Source organism: Streptomyces sp. RG80 (genome assembly GCF_040446465.1).
Taxonomy (GTDB): domain Bacteria; phylum Actinomycetota; class Actinomycetes; order Streptomycetales; family Streptomycetaceae; genus Streptomyces.
Genome location: NZ_JBEAAJ010000008.1, coordinates 1 through 20,135, shown reverse-complemented (window position 1 = coordinate 20,135; position 20,135 = coordinate 1). Strand labels below are relative to the sequence as shown.

Below are 20,135 nucleotides of genomic sequence, written 5' to 3'. Positions count from 1 at the left end.
GCAGACGTTATCGAAGAGAGACACATCGCCGCAGCTCAGGGGGTAGGTTCACGGTCCGTTCAGACCGTCGTGGGGAGCGCTTTCGCGCCATCTTCGGTGACCCGGGTGGCCCCGAAGTAGTCCGGGGTGTCGATCGGGTCGAACCGGATCACAGCACCCGTTCTCGGGGCGTCGATCATGTATCCGCCGCCGACATAAATCCCCACATGCCGGATGGCCCTGGAGTTGGTGAGGTCGTCGGAGAAGAACACGAGATCGCCGGGCAGCAGCTCGTCCCTGGCCGGATGCTGACCCGCGTTCCACTGGTCGTTGGCGACCCGGGGGAGCGTGATCCCGACACTCTCGTACGCGGCCTTCGTCAGCCCCGAGCAGTCGAACCGCCCACCGTCCTGAGCAGTACCGTCACCGCCCCAGAGGTAGGGCGTGCCGAGCTTCTTCTGCGCGTAGTAGATGGCGCCCGCGGCCTGCTTCGAGGGATCCACGCGCGTGACGGGAGCGGCGAAGCTCTCCTCCAGCGTGGTGATCGTCTTCACGTAGTTCTGGGTCTCCTTGTACGGCGGCACGCCCCCGTACTTGATCACCGCGTACGCCCCCGCGTTGTAGGACGCGAGCATGTTCTTCGTGGCGTCCCCGGGGACGTCCTTCACGTACGAGGCGAGGGTGCAGTCGTACTTCGCGGCCGATGGAATCGCGTCATTCGGATCCCATACGTCGCGGTCGCCGTCCCCGTCACCGTCGATCCCGTGCGTGGCCCATGTCCCGGGGATGAACTGAGCTATCCCCTGCGCGGCCGCGGCGCTCTGCGCCTTCGGGTTGAACCCGCTCTCCTGGTACAGCTGCGCGGCGAGAAGTGCCGGGTTGATCGCGGTGCAGAGGTTGCCCCACTTCTGCACGAGGTTCTGGTAGGCGGCCGGCACGGATCCCTTGGCCAGCGCCTTGGTGGCGCCGCCGACCCCGCCGGCGAGGTTCCCGGCGACCACGTACACGCCGACGAAGAGCAGCATCACGAAGCTGAGCCCCGCCCCGAGGACGGCACCCCCCACGAGCCACGCCTTACGCACCGTCAACCGCCCCTCGCTGCCCCGGAGTCCGACGCCCAGGTCAGTTTAGGGGTGCCTTTGTCGTTCTGGGGTGATCATGCGGAAGGAGAACGGGCCGCGTCCCGGTACAGCTGTGCGGCCGCCCGCCCCAGGACCACGCTGTACGAGACGTCGGCGGTCACCCCGCCCTGTTCGTGCCCGCCGAGCACCCCGACGACGTCCCCGTCCCCGTTCACCCACGGGCTGCCGCTGGTGCCGCCGCTGAAGTCGGGACAGTCGACGCGTTGTTGGGTACGGCTGTGCGCGACGGGCTTGTCGACGCAGCGCAGGGGTGTGCCCCGGGAGCCGGGGTAGCCGGTGACGGTCACCGCGGTGGCGCCGGTGGCGGTGCCGGTCCTGAACCGGTTCCCGCCGACGAGGTCCTCGACGTTCTCGCCGTGCCGCTCGGCGACGGTCGCGAAGGCCACGTCGCTGTCCTCGTCCCACGCGTCGGGCAGGAAGCGCCGGGTCAGGCGCCATCTCCCGTAGGGCGCCGCGCCGTTGCGGTATCCGGGCACGAACTCGAGGGCGCCGGTGTCGCCGTCGAGGCAGTGGGCGGCGGTGACGACGAGGTCGTGGCCCGGGCTGTGCACGACGGACGCGGTGCAGAAGTGGTCCTTGCCGGCGAACAGCGCCCCGACCCGCGCCGTCTCCGCACTCACGGCGGCCGTGGCGGTGACCCGGAAGGGCCCTGGCCCGTCGTCGGCGGCCGCCTCGGAGGCGGAGGTGACGGCGAGGAGCACGAGGGCGGCGGCGTGGAGAGGCATGCGCTTCATCGGAACGCAGCCTTCCGCACGAAGGTGAGAAACCGGTCAGTCGTGCCCCGGGTCAGACGCGGTATCCGTGGCGCACCCCGCGCTCAGCCCCGCAGGGCCGCGTCGAGCGGGAACCGTGTCCCGGTCAGCTCCTCCGACACCGTCCACAGCCGTCGCGCCGCCTCCGGGTCGCTCGCCGCCGCGCTCCGGCCGACCAGGGTGGGGGCGCCGCGCAGCTCCTGGAAGCCGTCCGGACCGACGTAGCTCGCGCCGGGGAGGTCCTGGGTCGCCGCGTACAGCGTCGGCAGGGCGCCCGCCTTGTCGTCCTGGGCCATGAACCGGTTGCCGAGCTTCATGAAGGCACGGGACAGCGGGCTCGCCGCGTGGCTCTGGAGGTTGGTGGCGGCGTACCCGGGGTGCGCGGCCGTGGCGCGGACGGCGGAGCCCGACTCCGTCAGCCGGCGCTGGAGTTCCAGGGTGAACAGCAGGTTCGCCAGCTTGGACTGGGCGTAGGCGCGGGTGGGGTTGTAGTTCGCCGCCTGGTTGAGGTCGTCGAAGGCGATCACTCCGGTGCCGCCGCGGTGCAGGCCCGAGGAGACGGTGACCACCCGGTCGGTGAGGTACGGCAGCAGCAGGTTCGTCAGCGCGAAGTGGCCGAGGTGGTTGGTGCCGAACTGCATCTCGAACCCGTCCCGGGTGCGCTGCTCCGGGAGCATCATCACGCCGGCGTTGTTGATCAGCAGGTCCAGCGGGCCCTCCCAGGCCGCCGCGAACTCCCGTACCGAGGACAGGTCCGCCAGGTCCAGCCGCCGTACCTCCGTGCTGCCGGTCAGGGTCGCCGCCGCGGTCCGGCCGCGCTCGGGGTCCCGTACGGCGAAGACCACGTGGGCGCCCGCACGGGCCAGCGCGTCCGCAGCGGCGAGGCCGATGCCGCTGTTCGCACCGGTCACCACGGCGGTGCGGCCGGTGAGGTCGGGGAGCTGGGAGGCGTTCCATTTGTCAGTCGTCATGGACGCCAATGTAGGCGGCGACAACAATGCTGTCAATGACAACAATGCTGGCGCCGCCTACATCCGGATACGATGGCGCCCATGCCGTTGGAGAAGTCCGGGAAGCCCGAGAGGCCCGCGAAAGCCGAGAAGGCCGACAAGGCCAACAAGGTCGACAAGGCCGAGAGCCGCCCCTACCACCACGGAGATCTGCGCTCCGCCCTGCTCGCGAGCGCCGAGCGCACCCTGCGGGACAAGGGGACCGCCGCCCTCTCCCTGCGTGAGCTGGCCCGGGACATCGGCGTCAGCCACGCGGCCCCCGGCCGGCACTTCAAGGACAAGCAGGCCCTGCTCAACGCCCTCGCGCTGGCCGGTTACGAGCGGCTGGCACAGACCCTGAACGCCGCCGACGACCCCGCGCTGCCGCTCCAGCCGCGCCTCACCGCCCTCGCCCGGGCCTACCTCGGCTTCGCCGTCGACAACGCCGCGCTGCTCGAGCTCATGTACGCCCGCAAGCACGACCCGGAGACCGCCGACCTGTTCGCGGCGGAGGTCGACCGGACGGTGGGGTCAATGCACCGGCTGATCGCGGACGCCCAGGAGCGCGGCGAGATCGTCGAGGGCGACCCCGAGACCCTCGCCCTCTTCACCGGCACCCTCATGCACGGCCTCGCCACCTTCACGGCCAACGGTGCCGTGCCCCCCGAGGCCGCCATGACGCTCGTGGAGGATCTGGTCCACCACCTCCTGCACGGCCTCAAGCCCCGCTGACCCTCGGGGGGTTGTGCGCGACGCGTGTAGATGGTCAAGCCGAGACCATTCGCCGCCCATCCCCCCGCCATTGATCGGTAACCCGCCAACCCCCTTCGGTATGGCGGAAGTCAGGATTCCACCGCCCGTCTTGTTGTCACGTACTCAACAAGGGGATGGTCGTCGCGGGTCGCCGCCCCCACCGGGAACCTCACCGGTGGATCCCCCCACCGCAGGCCTCTCTGCAACCACTCACAGGAGGCAGTACGTTGCGTACGCCCAACTCCCCCCACGCCCCCCGCATATCCGGCAGACGCCGTCTGATCGGCTCGGCTACCGCGGCCACCGCGGCCGCCGCCGCCCTGCTGGTCACCGGAATGGGCACCGCCGCCCACGCCGACACCACGCCGCACAAGGTGAGCGCCCGGACCATCGCGGCCGCCGTCGCCAAGGCCCATGTGCAGTACGAGAGCGCGTGTGACGCCACGCCCGCGAAGGGCCACGCCGCCTGCAACGCCCTGCGCGTCACCAGCGGCACCACCGCGTACATGGAGAAGCAGGCCGCCCGGAAGGGCGTGACCGCCAAGGCCCTCAAGCCGAACGCCACCTCCGCCACCCCGACCGGCTACGGCCCCAGCGACCTCCAGGACGCCTACGGCCTGACCTCCGCCTCCTCCTCCGGCGGCGCGGGCGAGACCATCGCGATCGTCGACGCCTACGACGACCCCAACGCCGCGGCGGACCTGGCCACTTACCGCTCGTACTACGGCCTCTCCGCCTGCACCACCGCCAACGGCTGCTTCAAGAAGGTCAGCCAGACCGGCTCCACGACCTCCCTGCCGACGGCCGACAGCGGCTGGGCGGGCGAGATCTCCCTCGACCTCGACATGGTCTCCGCCATCGCCCCGAACGCGAACATCCTCCTCGTCGAGGCGAAGTCGTCGAGCATGGCCGACCTGGGCACGGCCGTGAACGAGGCCGTGAAGCTGGGCGCCAAGTTCGTCTCCAACTCCTACGGAGGCTCGGAGTCCTCCTCCGACACCTCCTACGACTCCTCCTACTTCAACCACCCCGGCGTAGCCATCACCGTCTCCGCCGGCGACGAGGCCTACGGCGCCGAATACCCGGCCGCCTCCAAGTACGTCACCTCGGTCGGCGGCACCAAGCTCTCCGCCTCCTCCACCAGCCGCGGCTGGACGGAGTCGGTCTGGAAGACCAGCAGCACCGAGGGCACCGGCTCCGGCTGCTCCTCCTACGACGCCAAGCCGTCCTGGCAGACCGACACCGGCTGCACCAAGCGCATGATCTCCGACGTCTCCGCCGTAGCCGACCCCGCAACGGGCGTCTCGGTCTACGACTCCTACGGCGCCGACGGCACCGGCTGGAACACCTACGGCGGCACCAGCGCCTCGGCCCCGATCATCGCCTCCGTCTACGCCCTGGCCGGCACGCCGTCCAGCAGTTCCTACCCGGCCCAGTTCCCCTACGGCCACACCTCGGCGCTCAACGACGTGACGACGGGCAACAACGGCAGCTGCTCCACGAGCTACTTCTGCACCGCGGGCACCGGCTACGACGGCCCGACCGGCTTGGGCACCCCGCAGGGCACCAGCGCCTTCACCGGCTGACGCCCTCTCCAACTCCCCGTCGGGTCACGGGGAGCCGCCGGCGGGCAGGGGACGTGGGGTCCCCTCGGCGGCACAACGGCGACGGGCCGCGACCAACCATCCATCGGTCGCGGCCCGTCCGCCGCAGACGCCCGCACACGCACCCGCACCCGCACCGCTCCTGTTCCACCACCCTTCAGGAGGTTGCACGATGCGCACGACACCCACCGCCAGACCGGCCGCCCGAGGCAGACGGCACCGCCTCACCACAGCGGCCGCCGCCGCGACGGCCCTACTACTGGCCGGACTCGGCACCGCCGCCCACGCCGAAGCGGCGACGACCTCGTCCAAGGTCACCTGGACCGCCACCCCCTGCTCCACCCCCAAGAAGACCGGCGAACTCGCCTGCCACTCCCTGCGCGTGACCGCCGGCACCCCCGCCTTCGCCAAGGCCCACGGCATCACCCCCAAGGCCGCGGACGCCGCCACCCCCTCCGGCTACGGCCCCAGCGACCTCCAGAGCGCCTACGGCCTGACCTCGGCCGCCGCCTCCGCCGGAGCCGGCGAGACCATCGCGATCGTCGACGCGTACAACGACCCCAACGCCGAGGCCGACCTCGCGACCTACCGCTCGCACTACGGCCTCCCGGCCTGCACCACCGCCAACGGCTGCTTCAAGAAAGTCAGCCAGACCGGCTCCACGACCTCCCTGCCGACGGCCGACAGCGGCTGGGCGGAGGAGATCTCCCTCGACCTCGACATGGTCTCCGCCATCGCCCCGAACGCGAACATCCTCCTCGTCGAGGCCAAGTCGGCCACCATGGCCAACCTGGGCACGGCCGTGAACGAGGCGGTCAAGCTGGGCGCCAAGTACGTCAGCAACAGCTACGGCGGCTCGGAGTCCTCCTCGGACACCTCCTACGACTCCTCCTACTTCAACCACCCGGGCGTCGCCATCACGGTGAGCGCGGGAGACGCGGGCTACGGCGCCGAATACCCGGCCGCCTCCAAATACGTCACCGCGGTCGGCGGCACCGCCCTCTCCACGGCGTCGAACAGCCGCGGCTGGACGGAGTCGGTCTGGAAGACCAGCAGCACCGAAGGAACCGGCTCCGGCTGCTCCGCGTACGACACCAAGCCCAGCTGGCAGACCGACACCGGCTGCACCAAGCGCACGATCGCGGACGTCTCGGCCGTAGCCGACCCCGCGACGGGCGTCTCGGTCTACGACTCCTACGGCGTCACGGCCGGCTGGTACACCTTCGGCGGCACCAGCGCCTCGGCCCCGATCATCGCCTCCGTCTACGCCCTGGCCGGCACGCCGTCCAGCAGCTCCTACCCGGCCCAGTTCCCCTACGGCCACACCTCGGCCCTCAACGACGTGACGTCCGGCAACAACGGCAGCTGCTCCACCAGCTACTTCTGCACCGCGGGCACCGGCTACGACGGCCCGACCGGCTTGGGCACCCCGGCCGGAGTGAGCGCCTTCACAGGCTGACACTCAGTCACCATCCGAACGGGCCACGGCACCCAGCCGCGGCCCGTTTCCTCGGATCAGGCCCTCTTGGGTCCCGTGACGTCCAGGCCATGCCGAACCCTTCAGCCCGGCCTTCGGGAACAGCGGCATCCGTCCCCATCCCGGCCGCCCCACAACTCCCTAGCCGCACCGGTAGTTGACTGCCTAGCATCGCGTTCACAGTCACGAATCGGATGTCGATCCAGTGCACCGGGGGGCCTGGCGTGACGTTGGTGATGGCGGTGGCGGCCCTCTGGGGCGTACTGCAACTGTTCACGATCTCCTGGCCGACACGCTCGGTACGCCTGTCAACCGTGTTGCTGGCCATGGCAGTCGGCGCATACGGATCCGGTGTGGCGACGGCGCTGACGCAGCTCACGTACACCCGGGTCTACGCGGAACAGTCGGACCAGTCGCTGGTGACAGTGGTGAACACGACCGGCTACACGGTCGCGCCCTGGGTGGAGGAGCTACTCAAGGCGTCACCACTGCTGCTGGCGGGGTTGAGTCTTAAGGTCCGACGCCAGTGGAGCCTGACCGACTTCGTGATGGTCGGCGCCGCGCTGGGGGCCGGGTTCGGACTGCTGGAGGCGGTACTCCGGTTCGGCCTCGATGCGGACCGGGCGATAGTCCGCGACGGGGGCTGGATCATCCCCGACAGCTTGAACGCGCCCTATGTACCGGGCCTGGGGCAGGTGTTGACGTCCTGGCTCCCCGCACCGTTCAGCCAACTGGACCTGGGCGGCCCCGCGGTCACGGAGACGTTCACGCACCTGGTGTGGACGGCGTTGGCCGGCTTCGGGGTCGGCCTGTTCTGGCGCGCACACGGTTGGGTACGCCTGCTGTCGGCGCCCCCGATCACGGCAGCTGCCGCCCACCACACGCTCAACAACTACGCGGTGGAGGAACACTCCGCCTGGGCCGAGCAGTGGCTGGATTCCCTGGACGGTGTGGCATGGTCAGCCCCCCTGGTCTGCCTGGCCATCGCCATGGCGGTCGACCTGCGCCAACTGCACCACGGCAAGCGCACCGCGCCCGACATACTGCTCACGTCCGAACAGGCCGACGGCGACAGTCTGGGAGCCCTACTGCGCTACGCGGCCTGGCGTCCACCCTGGAGCCTGCTGCTCGTCCTGCGTTACGTCAGGCTGCGGCGCTCCCTGCTGTACGCAGCCGCGTCGGCGCCACCCGAGGCCACCGAGGAACTGCGGCGCGTGGTCGCGGGGATCACGGCCCGGATGGACATGTCCGACAACCAGCGCGCCTGGCAGACCTTGAACATCCGCGCCTGGCTGAAGACGGTTCGAAGGTCCCGCCGCTCCCGGGACCGATGGCTGCTGATGATCCCGTGCGTGCTGATGATCCCGGCGCTGTTGTTCCTGGTTGTCGGTTCGTTCACCTCCACCGCCGGCCTCCAGGAGTTCTTCAGCACCGGGGCGGGCCCGCGGATCCTCATGGGCTTCGGCACAGCCGCCCTGGCCTGGATCGCCTACCAGCTCACGACACTCCTGCGCACCTGGCGCCCGACGTCGGACCAGCCGATGGCGGAAGTCCTGGCAGCCCACCGCTTCCGCCTCGGAACGGCCCTGGGCGCGGCCACCACCGGCGTACTCCTGCTGTGGCGCGGCCTCGGCGACGCCGGCCCCGACGGCAGAGCCGTCCGCACGCTCCACCTCCTGGACGCCCTGAACAGCTTCCTCGTCTATCTCGGCTTCGCCCTCCTCCTGCTCTCCCTCCTCGCCCTGTTCCCGCCCGGCGGCCTCGCCCTCGCCGGAGGCGGAGCGGTCGGCGCCCTCACCGCCGAGGCCGCCCTGAACGCCGGCCTCCTCGGCACAGCCGGGCTCGTCCTCATGGGGCTGGGTGCCTCGAACGGGGGCGGTGACAGCGGCGGCAGCGGGCCGTCGGCATCCGGCGGAGGGACGCCCGGAGCGGCCTCAGGGAAGGGGCCATGGCAGGCCGGCGACAAGATCGAAGGACCCGCCAGAGGCAAACAGTTGCGCTTCCCCAATTCCCGGCACACCGTCTCGGGGTCGGGCAGCGGCATGGTCAGGGAACGGAACAGCGTCATCATGCGCGGCCATGAGCGGGAAGTGGCTCAGGACATCGAGGGGATCGCGGCAGGACGAGCCGAGTGGATCAACAAACTGTCGCGCTACAAAATCAATGGCCGCACCTACGGGATCGAGGACAACGGAACCGTATTCCCCGGCAGCGGACCCAACATCGTGAATCTGAACAGGATCGAATACGGAGCCCTCAAGGAAATCGTCCGGGCGCGAGGCAACTTGTCGGCAGCCCCACGCCTCACCAGGGACCCGAAGTTCATAGAGAATCCTGAAGCCGTCGAAAAGGCCCTGAAGATCTACAACGGGATCATTCCATGATGTACAACCTGCTGGTCACCGATCCGGCGGACCCGTCCACGCTCGCAGCCGTCCTGGCGTCGGCCTTCGACGTGAGCCCCCATGACGTGGATGTCGCCGACTCCCTCGGCGACCCCGACCTGCGGAACTGGGAAGCTGCCGTGTCGTGCGAACGCAGCACGCTTCGCGGAATCCTGGCGCAGTCTTTGGAGATCTACGCTCAGAAGTCCGTGACCGATCCCCCCTCCGAGTCGGCGCTGGCTCAGCGAGTCGCCGTTGCGACCGGGACAGTGGTCCTCTTCCCCGCCGAGGAGGATCTACCGAGCGCCTACTGGGCAGCCACCCCCGAGGGACGCTTCACGCGGGCGCGGCTCTACGAATCGGATGGGGAGGAACCCGTCTACGTCATCGACGCCGTCGAATCCCCGGTGCCGCAACTGCCGAACGTGCAGGTCATGAGGATTCCGGAAGTCGTCAGGGAGTTGAAGGTCGCCACTCCCGTCTCTGACGGCTTCGACGAACGGCTTCGCGCGCAGTCCCTGACCCCCGATGGTGCGGAGTGGCAGATCTCGGATCGTCTGGGAGCCTGGGAGAAGCTCGTCAGCCACATGGAATCGGGGTGGGCCGGTTCGGGCTGGTGCCCACCGGACCTGTACCGGGAGCGACTCGAAGCGCGGGACGGCCTGGAAGGTGTCGCACCGCAGTCCGCTGAAGCAATCGCAGCTGAGCTGCGCAACGCCCTTCGTCAGCTGGACAGCACCTACGCGCGGCTCACCGTGGAAGACCAGCAGGCCGAACTGGCCGGGCTCCTGCTCGGGCCGGAGGCGCGGCAGCGGCAGCTGGGCTGGTGGTGGCACCGACGGCCGGACCCCCTGCCCTGGTGACCGGGCTTACAGGCTGACCCTCCGTCACCATCCGCACGGTAGCCTTCACCCACAGAACATTGGTCGAAGAAGAGGTCAACGACGGAGCCACACGAAGGTTCCGCTCCGGCCTCATTGCCCGGCGTGACCTGCCGTGATACACAGAGTGACCGGGCAAGTACTAGACAAGCATTCGTACGAAACCCGCCAATCAATGACGCCAAGTCGACATACGACGGCGGATTCGTCAGCGACAATGAGGCCTGAACTCTGCGCACCCGCAGAGGAAGCGGAACTACCCACCAGGGGCGGTGACTTACATGCTCTTTGCGGCCGACAAGGGAGACATCAACACCATCATCGGCGGGATCGCTCCGGACTGGGGCCCCTTCGGGGCGCTGGGCACGGAAGCGAAGACGATGATCCAGGTCGTCATGGCGGTCGCCATCCTGCTCTGCCTCGGCATCGCCATCTGGGGCGCGGCAAAGCAGCGCATCGGCGCGACGGCCCTGAGGGACACCTTCAGCGCGGAACAGGGCAAGGGCCTGATCATCGCCGGCCTCACCGGCGTCTTCATCATCGGCTCCCTCGGCACGCTGTTCACCATCGTGTACGGCATGGCCGTCTAGCAGGCATTCCTCCAGTCCCCGGGCACGCCCGGTCGTCCCCCTCCACCCCACCCGCCCGTCGTGCCCACCGGCTGAGGTTGCGTTTCCCTGATGTCGAGTCACCACACCGCGCCCGCGCGGGAACCAGCACGGCTACCGTCGTACTCCTACATGTTTCCGCACGACGTCGAGGGGGCGTTCGCGGCATGAGTCCCGGTGACGAACACGAGGCCTCCGGCGGTTACGGCGGCTCCGGCCAGACCCGCACCCGCCTGCCCGACGACGTCTACGGCGGCGCCCGCCCCCGTACCCGCTCGTCGTCCCGCAGCCTCGTCACGGTGGTCGGCGTGGTGGTCCTCCTCATCGCAGCGATCGCCTTCGCGAACCGAGGAGACGACGACGGGTCATCGGGAACGGGGGGCAACGGCGGCGCCAAGCCGGAGGCCGCGACAACCGCGGCAAGCGGAACGAAGCCGGTTCAAGCGGGGTTCGCGCATGACGGTCAAGGCGCCCAGAGCGCGGCGGCGAACTACGCGGTGTCGCTGGGCTCGGCCGAGATGTTCGACAAGGCCAAGCGCGACGCCATCCTGCAGGCGATCATCACGCCCTCCCGTGTCGCGCAGTTCGAGGGGACCCTCGACAAGGCCTACACGCCCGCCTTCAACAAGGCCGTGGGCCTGAACGAGGACGGCTCCACACCGTCGGGCTACACGTTCGTCTCGCGTACGACTCCGATCGGCACCAAGGTCACCCAGGGCTCCGCCGACAACACGACCGTCGAAGTCTGGTGCAGCGGTCTCCTCGGCCTCGCCGGCGAGAACTCCACCAACCCGGTCACCAGCACCTGGTTCACCATCACCATGCAACTCCAGTGGACCGATGGTGACTGGAAGATCGTGACGCACTCCCAGAAGGACGGCCCGGCACCCGTCCCCGGCGACGACAGGGCCTCCAGCGCCGACGAGATGGCCAAGGCCGTCGAAGAGTACGGAGGGTTCACGTATGCCCGGTAGCCGACGCGCACTCAAGCTCGCAGCTGTCGTCACGGCCGTACAGACCACAGCCGTCCTCGCGGCCACGCGTGCCTTCGCCGCGCCCACTCCCAGCCCCACCCCCTCGCCGACCGGCAGCAACAACCCCTGCGACCTGATCCACGGCCCCGCCAAGGACTACTGCGAACGCGGCGAAACCGGCGGCTCCTCCGGCGGAACCACCACCGACCCCACCGCCACCCTCGACCCCCTCTCCTCCCTCGCCAAGGGCTGTGCCGACGCCGCCGCGTGGACCGTAGACAAGCTCAGCGCGGCCGTGAAGGACACCGCGAACGTCGACTTCACGAACCCCAAGTTCCTCCAGCAGTACGCGGTCGTCTTCGCGGCGTCGACGATCCTGACGCTCCTGCTCTGGCTGCTCGCCGTCACCAAGCGGGCCGTACGAGGCGTCCCCCTCACCACGGCCATCTCCGAGGCGATCGGCTTCCTCTGGCTCACCGTCCTCGCGTCCGCGTTCACGCCGCTGATCCTCTACACCGTCGTCTCGGCCACCGACGGCGTCACCGAGGTGCTCGCGAAAGCCACCGGCGACCAGACCGACACGTTCTTCGGCACCTTCTCCGGCGCCCTGGAGAAGGGCGAGGACATCGGCGGCGGCCCGATCATGCTGATCGTGGTCTCGCTGGTCAGCATCCTCGCCGCCGGCGTCCTGTGGCTGGAGCTCGTCATCCGCGCCGCGCTGCTCTACGTCGGCGCCCTCCTCGGCACCGTCGTGTACGCGGGCCTGGTCGACAAGAACCTGTGGGGCCACGTCCGCCGATGGGCGGGCATCATGATCGCCGTCATTCTCGTCAAGCCGGTCATCGTGATCGTCCTCGGCCTCGCGGGCGCCCTGTCCGCGGACGACGGCCCCGACGCCTTCTCCGCCGTCGTCTCCGGCCTCGCCATCATCCTGCTCGCCATCTTCGCCAGCGCGATGATCTACCGCTTCGTCCCCGGCTTCGGCGACGAGATCGCCGGCTCCCGCAACAACCGCATCATGCAGGGCGCCGAAGGCAAGGCCGCAGCCGTCATCAGCTCCCCGGCGACCCTCGTCGCCCAGGGCATCAAGACGCACAGCACCAGAGCCGACAACAACGGCGGCCAGTCCTCCGGCGGCGGCGCCCGCCCGTCCAACCCGGCCTCCGGCGGCGTCGCCGCCCACAGCAGCCGCACCTCGAACGGTGGCGGTGGCGGCGGATCTGTCCCCTCCGCCGCACCCCAGCCCCGTTCGAGCAACGCGGTGAACACCCCGCACGCCAGCAACAACCGCAACAACCGCACAGGAGGTGACGGGCGTTGACGGCTGATTCCCACGCAGCCCATATGTCCACCGCGGTCACACCCCGCCGTACGTATCTCATCGGCCGCGCCCGGCCGAACGCGATCGTCGGCCGCAACCGTGAGACCGGCGAGATCACGCTCATCATCGCGGGCGCGTTCCTCGGCATGATGTGCGGGCTCCTCGTCCCCGTCCTGGCGCTGCGCATCGTGCTCCTCATGGGCTTCCCGCTGATCGCCCTGATGGCGGTCTACGTGCCCTACAAGCACCGCACGTTCTACAAGTGGTTCGAGATCAACCGCAGTTACAAGCGCTCCCTGCGCCAGGGCACCACGTACCGCTCCAGCGTGATGGAGGCCGGTACACGGACCGACGGCCGCGAGGTGGAGATCGGCCCGCCGCCGGGCATCGGCCGCATCACCTGGCTCGCCGCCCCCTTCGGCCCGGACGAGATCGCCGTACTCCTGCACGCGGACCGCCGCACCGTCACCGCCGCCATCGAGATCGAGGGCCCCGGCGTCGGACTGCGCGACTCCGAGGACCAGGAAGCCCTCGTCGACCGCTTCGGCACCCTGCTCAAGCACGTCGCCAACGGGGACGGCTTCGTCACCCGCCTCCAGATGCTCGCCCGCACCCTCCCCGCCGACCCCGACGCCCACGCCAAGGACGTCGCCGTCCGCGGGGACGAGAGGGCGCCGGGCTGGCTCCAGCAGTCCTACGACCAGCTCCAGTCCATGGTGTCGACGAGCAGCGAGCAGCACCGCGCCTACCTCGTCGCCTGTATGCACTTCACCCGCGAACTCTCCGCCGAGGCCCACGCCATGGCCCGCGCGGCGCGCCCCCAGTCCGGCCGCAAGCTGGACCGCGACGCGGGTCTGGCGGTCGTGATGGCACGTGAGCTGACCGACATCTGCTCGCGCCTCCAGGAGGCCGACATCCGCGTACGCCAGCCGCTCGGCCAGGGCCGGCTCGCCTCGCTCATCCACTCCATGTACGACCCGGACCACCCCATCGACCACATCCAGGCGATGACCAAGCGCAACGCCTGGCCGGCCGAGCTCGACGCCATGGAGCCGACGTACCTCCAGGCCAAGACCCGGGAGTCCTCCACCCGCGCGCCCTGGTGCCACGCCACCGCGTGGGTGAAGGAGTGGCCGATGACACCGGTCGGCGTCAACTTCCTCGCGCCCCTCCTGGTCCACACCCCGGACGTCATCCGCACGGTCGCCGTGACGATGGACCTCGAACCCACCGAGGTCGCCATCGAGCGCATGCTGACCGAGAAGACGAACGACGAGGCGGAGGCGTCCCGCGCCGCCAAGATGAACCGGACCGTCGACCCGCGCGACGTCGCCTCCCACAACCGGCTCGACCAGCGCGGCGAAGACCTCGCGAGCGGCGCGGCCGGCGTCAACCTGGTCGGCTACATCACCGTCTCCTCCCGCAACCCCGAGGCGCTGGCCCGCGACAAGCGGACCATCCGGGCCTCGGCCGGAAAGTCGTACCTGAAGCTGGAGTGGTGCGACCGCGAGCACCACCGCGCCTTCGTGAACACACTGCCGTTCGCCACCGGAATCCGAAGGTAGGGGCTGAGTCGCTGATGCGGGATCCGCTGTCCGTCCTCACCGACGCCTTCACGTCCTTCCTGTTCGGCAAGGTCGAGACGACCCGCCTGCCCGTCCGCACCTCCACGGGCCAGGCACAGGCGGTCTACCTCCCCACAGCAGCACCGGGGTTGGGCGACTCCGGCGTCATCATCGGCCGCGAGGTCTACTCCGGCAAGGGCTACATCTACGACCCCTTCCAGCTGTACGGCCAGCAGCTCCCGGCCCCGCACTGGCTGGTCCTCGGCGAGTCCGGCAACGGCAAGTCGGCGCTGGAGAAGACGTACGTCCTGCGCCAACTCCGCTTCCGCGACCGCCAGGTCGTCGTCCTCGACGCCCAGGGCGAGGACGGCGTGGGCGAATGGAACCTCATCGCGCAGGAGTTGGGGATAACTCCCATCCGCCTCGACCCGATGGCCGCCCTGGACATGGGCATCCGGCTCAACCCGCTCGACCCCGCGATCACGACGACCGGTCAGCTCGCGCTGCTCCGCACCATCATCGAGGTCGCCCTCGGCCACGGCCTCGACGAACGCTCCGGCTTCGCCCTCAAGGTCGCGCACGCCTACGTCAACGAGACCATCGTCGAACGCCAGCCGGTCCTGACCGACATCGTCGAGCAACTACGGCACCCCGAGCCGGAGTCCGCCGAGGCGATGAACGTCGACATAGACGATGTACGGGCCTGGGGCCTCGATGTCGCCCTGGTGCTCGACCGGTTGGTCGACGGCGACCTGCGCGGCATGTTCGACGGCCCCACCACGGTCGGCATCGACCTGGACGCCCCGCTCATCGTCTTCGACCTGTCGCACATCGACCGCAACTCCATCGCCATGCCCATCCTCATGGCGATCGTCGGCGTGTGGCTGGAGCACACCTGGATCCGCCCCGACCGGAAGAAGCGCATCTTCCTGGTCGAGGAGGCCTGGCACATCATCAACAGCCCCTTCGTGGCCCAGCTGTTCCAGCGGCTGCTGAAGTTCGGCCGACGCCTCGGCCTGTCCTTCGTCGCCGTCGTCCACCACCTGTCCGACGTCGTCGACGGAGCCGCGGCCAAGGAGGCGGCGGCGATCCTGAAGATGGCGTCCACCAGGACGATCTACGCCCAGAAAGCCGACGAGGCGAGGTCCACGGGCCGGGTGCTCGGGCTGCCCCGCTGGGCGGTGGAGATCATCCCCTCGCTGACACCGGGCATCGCGGTGTGGGACGTCAACGGCAACGTCCAGGTGGTCAAACACCTGATCACCGAGACGGAACGCCCACTGGTGTTCACCGACCGCGCCATGACCGAGTCCTCCAGCGACCTCACGGACGACGCGCTGCGCGCCGCCGAGTTGGAGGCGGAGGAGCGGGCGGCGGCCTTCATGGAACAGCACATGGAGCAGCACATGGGCGACTCCGAGTCGACGGTGGCGTAGGCGAGCGGGCGAGGAGGTCGGGCAATGGTGAGACCGGACGACCGCCGGCAGGAGGGTCAAGGGGGCATCCCCGACGGGCTGCTGGTCGGCATACTCGCCTTCCTCATCGGCATGACCCTGCTGGTCTGGTCCGCCACCGGCCTGGCGGGCCTGCTCGCCCACGGCGGCTGGCCCGAGGGCGTCACCTTCACCCGCACACCCCAGGCGATGCGCAGCCTCATCGGCGAGCCGCGCGACCTCCCGGGCGCCTGGCCGGACACCCCGGCGGACGCGCTCTCCGGGTACGGGCTGTTCTGGGGGCTGGTCATCGGGCAGCTGATGGTGCTCGTCGTCCTCGCGGTGTTCGTCCTCGGGACGCTGGCCCGCTGGAAGGCGGGTCGCGCGGCACGGAGGGCGCAGAAGACGGCACCGCCGGTCGTGAAGCCCGTGGAGAGCGCGCAGGCCGCTGAGGCCACGCCGGCCGTGGAGCGACCGGTGGCTCCGACGCCGCCCGTCGTCGAGACGGCCACGCACCACGAGGTGCCCACGCCCAGGGTCGAGTCGGTGGTCGAACCGGCCGAACCGGCCCCACCGGCCATGACACGGGCCGAAGGTCTCCTGGTCGCCCCGAGGGAGACCCGCCACACCACCGCCGCCCAAGCCGTCCGCGACGCCGAGGGCCCCGTCCTCGTCGTCACCTCGAACCCCGCCGTCTGGTCCGACACCAAGGACGCCCGCACCAAACTGGGCCCGGTCCACCTCTACGACCCCACACACCTCTGCGACACCCCGGCCCGCCTCCACTGGTCCCCCACGACGGGCTGCGAGGACAGACAGACGGCGGCCGCGAGAGCGGGGGCCCTCCTCGCCCCGGTCCGCCCCACCGCGAAGATCGACCAGGCCGTGGCCGACGTAGCCGAAACGCTCCTGCGGAGCTCCCTGCACGCCGCCGCCATCGACGGCCGCACCATCCGCCACGTCCACCGCTGGTCCCAGGGCACCCAGATCCAGGACGCGGTCCGCATCCTCCGCACCAACCCCAAGGCCGCCCCCGGCTCGGCGGGCGAGCTCGAAGCAGCCCTCACCGCCCACCCCGAACGCCGGGACATCGCCCAGGAGCTGACCGGCCGCGCACTCGCCGCCCTCTTCACGGTCAACATCCGCGAGGCGTGCACTCCAAACCGAACTGATGCCCTTGCCTTGGATTCCTTCGTCGACGAAGGGGGCACGCTTTATGTGGTGGGGGAATCCATCGAGGACCCCCGGACCAACCCGGGCGCTATGCCGCTTCTGACAGCGCTCGTCTCCAGCGTGGTCGAGCGTGGCCGGCGCATGGCCGAACGGTCATCCTCCGGTCGCCTCGACCCACCACTGACGCTCGTCCTGGACGACGTCGCCGCCGTGGCTCCGCTTCCCCAGCTCCCGGAGCTGCTGGCCACCGGGGCGGACCGGGGCCTGCCGACCCTGGCCCTGCTCCGGTCCCGGGAACAGGCAAGAGCCCGCTGGCCGCACGACGAACTCCCGGTGTGACACCACCCGTCGCCGCTCAGGCCTTCTCGAGGACGAACTCCAACTCGATCTCGCTCTCCTTGCCGGGCAACGGCACGGTCTTCCCGGTCGGCACGAACCCGGCCTTGCGATAGAACGCCTGGGCCCGCGGATTGTCCTCATGCACGATGAGCCGCACGGCCTCGACCCCACGCCCCCAGGCCCACTCGACGGCGGCCTCGAAGAGCGCCCTGGTCACCGTGCCACCACGCCACTCGGGCCGCACGAACACCCCGACCACATGCCCCTGGTTCCGCTCGATGGGAAACCCGGCCCAGTCATCCGTCCCGGCCTCCTCGATCAGCACGGCCACGGACCCGACCCACGTCCCGTCCGCCGTCTCGGCGACGAACTGCAACGCCCCGCCATCCACCTTCGACGCCCCGGCGGCCCGCTCCTGCCAGAAGGAGTCCGGATGCGTCAGGGCCTTCTCGTACGTGTCCAGGAAGGCAACCGGCGCCGCGGGATCCTGCAACGCGACGAGCCGCAGCTCCTTCACGGCGGGCCACTCGTCGGCACGTATGGGCCGGACGACGTACGAGTCTGGGGTGGAGTCACTCATACCGATCACGGTAGTACCCGGGTACTACGCCCCTCACCTCATTAAGCCCCGAGGCCGGACGCCCCGTACCCACCCCGTCCGGGACCATCGCACCATGGACCCCATGCCGGACGAGCGAGAGACCCCAGCGGCCGAACCCCTCACCCAGTGGGTACAGCGCGTCACGAACGCCGTGCGCGCCTTCGACCGCCGCCACCCCCTCGCCTGGGACCTCGCCCTCACCGGCTTCTGGGTGACAGCGGCCCTCATCGACTACGTCGGCGGCGGCTGGAAGAACGTGGCCCTCGACAAGGACGTCCCCGCCGAACTGCTCCTCACCCTGAGCCTCGGCCTCTCCCTCCCCCTCCTCTGGCGCCGCACCCACCCGAGGGCCGTCCTGTTCGCGATGGCCCCCCTGGCCTTCGCCAACGCGTGGACGGGCGCGGTCCTCCAGGCAAGCCTGCTCCAACTGCTCGTCGTCTACCACATAGCCCTACGCCTCCCCCAGCGCGCCCTGTGGTGGACGACGATCCTGGTCATCACACCCGAGTTCGTCACGGCAGCCCGCCACCCGAGGGGCAGTTGGGACCAGGAGGTGGTCCCGGTCCTCCTGTCGATCGCCCTGGCCGCCGCCATAGGCATCACCGTCCGTACCCGCCGCGACTACACCAAGGCCCTGGAGGACCGCGCGAGACGCCTGGAGGTCGAACGCGACCAACAGGCCCAACTCTCGGCCGCCGCCGAACGCGCCCGCATAGCCCGCGAGATGCACGACATCATCGGCCACAACCTCTCCGTCATCACCGGCCTGGCCGACGGCGGCCGCTACGCCGCCACCAAGTCCCCCGACCGAGCCGCCCAGGCCCTGACAGCCATCTCCACCACCAGCCGCCAGGCCCTCACGGAACTACGCCGCCTCCTGGACGTCCTACGCGACGAGAACCGCCCCACCCCCGACCTCACCCCTCAACCCGCCCTCACCGACCTGGACCACCTCATCGACGGCGTCCGCAAGGCAGGCCTCCCGGTCACCACGACCACAAAGGGCACCCCCACCCTCACTCCCGGCCGCCAACTCACCGTCTACCGAGTCATCCAGGAAGCCCTCACCAACACCCTCAAACACGCCGGCCCCAAAGCCACCACACAGATCGACATGTCCTACGACGACGGCGGCACCGTCACGGTCACGGTGACCGACACCGGCCACGGCGGCGAACCGAACGGCACCGACGGCCGAGGCCTGCCCGGAATGCGCGAGCGAACCGCCTTGTACGGCGGCACACTTGAGGCCGGCCCACGCCCGCACCCCGAGCAGGGCTGGCGGGTCCGCCTGTACCTACCGGAGGAAACCGCACAGTGACGACAGTCCTCATAGCCGACGACCAGCCCCTCCAGCGCTTCGGCTTCCGCATGCTGCTGGAGAGCCAGGACGACATGACGGTCCTCGGCGAGGCCACCAACGGCACCGAGGCGATCCGCCTGACCGCCGAGCTCCACCCCGACGTCGTCCTGATGGACGTCCGCATGCCCGGCCTGGACGGCATCGAGGCCACCCGCCGCATCGTCACGGCCGGCGCCCGCACCCACATCCTGATCCTCACGACCTTCGACCTCGACGAGTACGCATACGCGGGCCTGAGAGCCGGCGCCTCCGGCTTCCTGGTCAAGGACGCCCAGCCGGAGGACCTCCTGTCCGGCATACGCGCGGTGGCGACAGGCGACGCGGTGGTAGCCCCGAGCCTCACCCGCCGTCTCCTGGACGCCTACGTCCACCACCTCCCGGCGGCGACACCGGACGTCGCTCCGGAGGACCCACGCCTCGCGGCCCTCACCGACCGGGAGCGCGAGATCCTGACGGTCATCGGCAAGGGCTGGACGAACACGGAGATAGCCGCCCGTCTGCACCTGGCCGAATCAACGGTGAAGACCCATGTGGGCCGCGTTCTCGCGAAAACGGGCTCCAGGGACCGCATCCAGGCGGTGATCCTGGCGTACGAAACAAAGCTGGTGAAATAGAAGCTGGTGAAATAGAAAAACCCCCGTACCGGATACCCGGTACGGGGGTTTCTATAAAATTTGTTCGGCGGTGTCCTACTCTCCCACAGGGTCCCCCCTGCAGTACCATCGGCGCTGTAAGGCTTAGCTTCCGGGTTCGGAATGTAACCGGGCGTTTCCCTCACGCTATGACCACCGAAACAC

General features: G+C 69.7%; 17 protein-coding genes and 1 rRNA gene. 13 read left to right on the top strand and 5 right to left on the bottom strand.

Annotated elements, in window-relative coordinates; genetic code table 11:
• Positions 1 to 59: 59 nt before the first annotated feature.
• The 3 genes from ABKA17_RS26870 to ABKA17_RS26860 form a co-directional block, all read right to left on the bottom strand.
• Positions 60 to 1,067: a C40 family peptidase gene (locus tag ABKA17_RS26870; RefSeq protein WP_353694824.1), complete on the bottom strand. Its 1,008-nt coding sequence runs from the start codon at positions 1,065 to 1,067 to the stop codon at positions 60 to 62.
• Between the two features lie 68 nt (positions 1,068 to 1,135).
• Positions 1,136 to 1,855 carry a trypsin-like serine peptidase gene (locus tag ABKA17_RS26865; RefSeq protein WP_353694823.1) on the bottom strand — a complete coding sequence of 240 codons (720 nt, stop codon included), beginning with the start codon at positions 1,853 to 1,855 and terminating at the stop codon, positions 1,136 to 1,138.
• Between the two features lie 83 nt (positions 1,856 to 1,938).
• A complete protein-coding gene (locus ABKA17_RS26860) occupies positions 1,939 to 2,844 on the bottom strand; it encodes an oxidoreductase (RefSeq protein WP_353694822.1) in 906 nt (301 codons plus the stop codon).
• 81 nt (positions 2,845 to 2,925) lie between these two features.
• On the opposite strand from ABKA17_RS26860, the gene ABKA17_RS26855 reads away from it, so the two are divergent.
• From ABKA17_RS26855 to ABKA17_RS26805, 11 genes are all read left to right on the top strand, one after another.
• Complete coding sequence (locus ABKA17_RS26855; protein WP_353694821.1) at positions 2,926 to 3,594, top strand: TetR/AcrR family transcriptional regulator; 669 nt, start codon at positions 2,926 to 2,928, stop codon at positions 3,592 to 3,594.
• A gap of 248 nt (positions 3,595 to 3,842) precedes the next feature.
• Entirely contained in the window at positions 3,843 to 5,201 is a 1,359-nt protein-coding gene (locus ABKA17_RS26850) for a S53 family peptidase (RefSeq protein WP_353694820.1), read from the top strand.
• Between the two features lie 190 nt (positions 5,202 to 5,391).
• Positions 5,392 to 6,678, top strand: a complete 1,287-nt coding sequence (locus tag ABKA17_RS26845; protein WP_353694819.1) for a S53 family peptidase — start codon at positions 5,392 to 5,394, stop codon at positions 6,676 to 6,678.
• 242 nt (positions 6,679 to 6,920) lie between these two features.
• The gene (locus ABKA17_RS26840) at positions 6,921 to 9,080 is read left to right on the top strand and encodes a PrsW family intramembrane metalloprotease (protein WP_353694818.1); all 2,160 of its coding nucleotides are present in this window, start codon (positions 6,921 to 6,923) and stop codon (positions 9,078 to 9,080) included.
• Positions 9,077 to 9,943, top strand: a complete 867-nt coding sequence (locus ABKA17_RS26835; RefSeq protein ID WP_353694817.1) for a hypothetical protein — start codon at positions 9,077 to 9,079, stop codon at positions 9,941 to 9,943. Before ABKA17_RS26840 ends, ABKA17_RS26835 begins: the two co-directional genes overlap by 4 nt.
• Positions 9,944 to 10,242: 299 nt before the next feature.
• Complete coding sequence (locus ABKA17_RS26830; protein WP_007383036.1) at positions 10,243 to 10,551, top strand: DUF8827 family protein; 309 nt, start codon at positions 10,243 to 10,245, stop codon at positions 10,549 to 10,551.
• 185 nt (positions 10,552 to 10,736) lie between these two features.
• Positions 10,737 to 11,543, top strand: coding sequence for a DUF8175 domain-containg protein (locus tag ABKA17_RS26825; protein WP_353694816.1), 807 nt, complete (start codon positions 10,737 to 10,739; stop codon positions 11,541 to 11,543).
• On the top strand, positions 11,533 to 12,864 hold the full coding sequence (locus ABKA17_RS26820; RefSeq protein ID WP_353694815.1) for a hypothetical protein: 1,332 nt from the start codon (positions 11,533 to 11,535) through the stop codon (positions 12,862 to 12,864). The genes ABKA17_RS26825 and ABKA17_RS26820 overlap by 11 nt, the downstream gene beginning before the upstream one ends.
• Positions 12,865 to 12,887: 23 nt before the next feature.
• Positions 12,888 to 14,429, top strand: a complete 1,542-nt coding sequence (locus tag ABKA17_RS26815; RefSeq protein WP_353694814.1) for an SCO6880 family protein — start codon at positions 12,888 to 12,890, stop codon at positions 14,427 to 14,429.
• 14 nt (positions 14,430 to 14,443) lie between these two features.
• On the top strand, positions 14,444 to 15,865 hold the full coding sequence (locus ABKA17_RS26810) for an ATP-binding protein (protein WP_353694813.1): 1,422 nt from the start codon (positions 14,444 to 14,446) through the stop codon (positions 15,863 to 15,865).
• 27 nt (positions 15,866 to 15,892) lie between these two features.
• Complete coding sequence (locus tag ABKA17_RS26805; RefSeq protein ID WP_353695342.1) at positions 15,893 to 17,374, top strand: type IV secretory system conjugative DNA transfer family protein; 1,482 nt, start codon at positions 15,893 to 15,895, stop codon at positions 17,372 to 17,374.
• Positions 17,375 to 17,390: 16 nt separating this feature from the next.
• On the opposite strand, the gene ABKA17_RS26800 is transcribed toward ABKA17_RS26805, so the two are convergent.
• Positions 17,391 to 17,954 (bottom strand): GNAT family N-acetyltransferase, encoded by a 564-nt coding sequence (locus ABKA17_RS26800; RefSeq protein ID WP_353694812.1) that lies wholly within the window; start codon positions 17,952 to 17,954, stop codon positions 17,391 to 17,393.
• A 94-nt stretch (positions 17,955 to 18,048) separates the two neighbouring features.
• Here ABKA17_RS26800 and ABKA17_RS26795 point away from each other — a divergent pair, with 94 nt between their 5' ends.
• Entirely contained in the window at positions 18,049 to 19,296 is a 1,248-nt protein-coding gene (locus tag ABKA17_RS26795; RefSeq protein ID WP_353694811.1) for a sensor histidine kinase, read from the top strand.
• Complete coding sequence (locus ABKA17_RS26790) at positions 19,293 to 19,952, top strand: response regulator (protein WP_353694810.1); 660 nt, start codon at positions 19,293 to 19,295, stop codon at positions 19,950 to 19,952. Before ABKA17_RS26795 ends, ABKA17_RS26790 begins: the two co-directional genes overlap by 4 nt.
• A 62-nt stretch (positions 19,953 to 20,014) precedes the next feature.
• Here ABKA17_RS26790 and rrf read toward each other — a convergent pair.
• A 5S ribosomal RNA gene (gene rrf, locus ABKA17_RS26785) occupies positions 20,015 to 20,131 on the bottom strand.
• Positions 20,132 to 20,135 lie beyond the last annotated feature (4 nt).